At 68.6% G+C, this 2,061-nt stretch carries 2 protein-coding genes; both read left to right on the forward strand.

The features are described from left to right. On the forward strand, window positions 1–1,209 hold a 1,209-nt coding region (locus HY703_09650; protein ID MBI4545448.1), incomplete at its 5' end, for an ABC transporter permease. A gap of 23 nt (window positions 1,210–1,232) precedes the next feature. Then, window positions 1,233–1,925: a bacillithiol biosynthesis deacetylase BshB1 gene (bshB1, locus tag HY703_09655; protein MBI4545449.1), complete on the forward strand. Its 693-nt coding sequence runs from the start codon at window positions 1,233–1,235 to the stop codon at window positions 1,923–1,925. Window positions 1,926–2,061 lie beyond the last annotated feature (136 nt).

Consider the following 2,061-nt stretch of genomic DNA (forward strand, 5'->3'; position numbering starts at 1 on the left):
GTCCTGGCACTGGACCAGCTTCGCGCCAACAAGTTCCGCACAGCGCTGACCGTCCTGGGCATTGTCGTGGGTGTGGCCACGGTCATGGCCATGAGCGCGATGGTCACGGGGATCCGCTCCGACATCCTGAGCGGCATTGAAGCGGCCGGCCCCAAGAACTTCATAGTCGCCCGCTTCAACTGGAACGAAGCCCGCCAGGTGGACGACCACAGCCCGCCCTGGGGCGACAATCCGCCCATCGCGGTAGCCGAAGCGCGGGCGATCGCCAGGCTGGAGAAGGTTCGGACCGCCATCATTGACTTCGACCTGGCCGCCGATTTCGACGCCGGAAAGGGGGAGCCGGTGCTGGATGTTCAGGTCTCGGCCGACGATTCCGGCTGGCCCCAGTTCAGCATTGGCGCCTTCGTCGCGGGCCATGACTTCACGCCCGCCGAGGTGCGCGCCTCCCGACCCGTGGTCATCATCTCGAAGCCGCTGGCGCATACGCTGTTCGGTTCACTGGACCCCATCGGCCGGCAGGTCCGCATCAATGGCAGGCCGTTCCGCGTGGTGGGCGTTTACGAGGTCGCGGAAAACATCTTTGGCCAGATCATCAAGCACTTCGCCGTTGTGCCGTATACCACGGCGCTCAAGCATCTGGATGCCGACGACGATTTCCTGGCCGTGCTGGTCGTCACCGCGGCGGGTGCGCGCCAGCAGGAGGCGATGGACCAGGCTATCACGGCCATGCGCACCATGCGCGGGCTGCGGCCGGGCGAGGCCAACAACTTCTCGGTGATCCGCCAGGAAGAGATGCTGCGCACCTTCAATCGTATCACGGGTGTGTTCTTCCTGGTCATGATCGCACTTTCCTCGGTGGCGCTGATGGTGGGCGGCGTGGGTGTGATCGCGGTCATGATGATCGCCGTGACGGAGCGCACGCGCGAGATCGGCATCCGCAAGGCTATCGGCGCCACCCGCCACGAGATCCTCTGGCAGTTCCTGGTCGAGGCCGCGACGCTCACGCTGGTGGGCGCGGCGCTGGGCATGCTGCTGGGCGGGAGCGGCGCCTTTCTCATCAAGGCGGCCACTCCTGTTCCGGCATCGGTGCCGCTCTGGGCCATTGCGGCGGCGCTGATGATGGCCGGGATCGCGGGGATCGCCTTCGGGCTCTGGCCCGCCTGGCGGGCGGCGCGCATGGACCCCGTGGTCGCGCTCCGGTACGAGTAGCCGTGGTCGAGCTCCTGGCCATTATGGCGCACCCCGATGACGCCGAGCTCGTCTGCGGCGGCGCGCTGCGCAGGGCGGCCGATCAGGGATATCGCACGGGAGTCCTCGATCTTACCGGCGGAGAGGCCGGAACCTTCGGGAGCGTGGCGGAACGGCGCACCGAATCGGAGGCGGCGTCCCGCGTGCTCGGGCTGGCGCACCGGCGCAATGCCGGCCTGCCCGACGGCGCACTGGAGAACTCCGCGGCCAGCCGGACAGTGGTGGCAGCGCTGCTCCGTGAGCTGAAGCCGCGCGTCGTGATCCTGCCCTGGCCGGAGGGACGCCACCCAGACCACCGCGCCGCCAGTCAGCTCGGGTATGACGCCTGCTTCCTGGCCGGGCTGCGCCGCGCCACGCCGCCCGGCGAGCCGCATCGCCCGGAGAAGATCCTTTACGCGCTCTCCTACCGCGAGGACGCGGTCAAGCCGACGTTCGTGGTGGACATCACGGATCAGATGGAGCGCAAGCTCGAGGCGATCTTCGCCTACCGGTCGCAATTCGAGGGCCGGAGCTGGGCAGGCGAGATCTTCGGCGGGGAGCGCCCGTTGCGCGAGCAGCTCCTGGCACACGCGGCGCATTACGGCTCACTCATCCGCCGCCCCTACGGCGAGCCCTTCTGGACGCGGGAGACAATGCGCGTGGACGACGTGGTAGCGCTGCAGGTCCGCAGTCTCTAGCCTGAGCCCACTCGGGTCGAGCAGGTCACCTCGATCAGCAGCCGCCTCCAGCTCGGCACCTCCGCGCCCGACACCCGCAGCGCTCGGGCAGTGGCCCGCCCTCCCCGCAGCATCCATGGCGCGAGCCATGCCTCGA

Source organism: Gemmatimonadota bacterium, assembly GCA_016209965.1.
Taxonomy (GTDB): Bacteria; Gemmatimonadota; Gemmatimonadetes; order Longimicrobiales; family RSA9; genus JACQVE01.

Coding starts and splice junctions, on each gene's coding strand:
- bshB1 (MBI4545449.1), top strand. CDS start 1,233: ATGGCGCACCCCGATGACGCCGAGCTCGTCTGCGGCGGCGCGCTGCGC.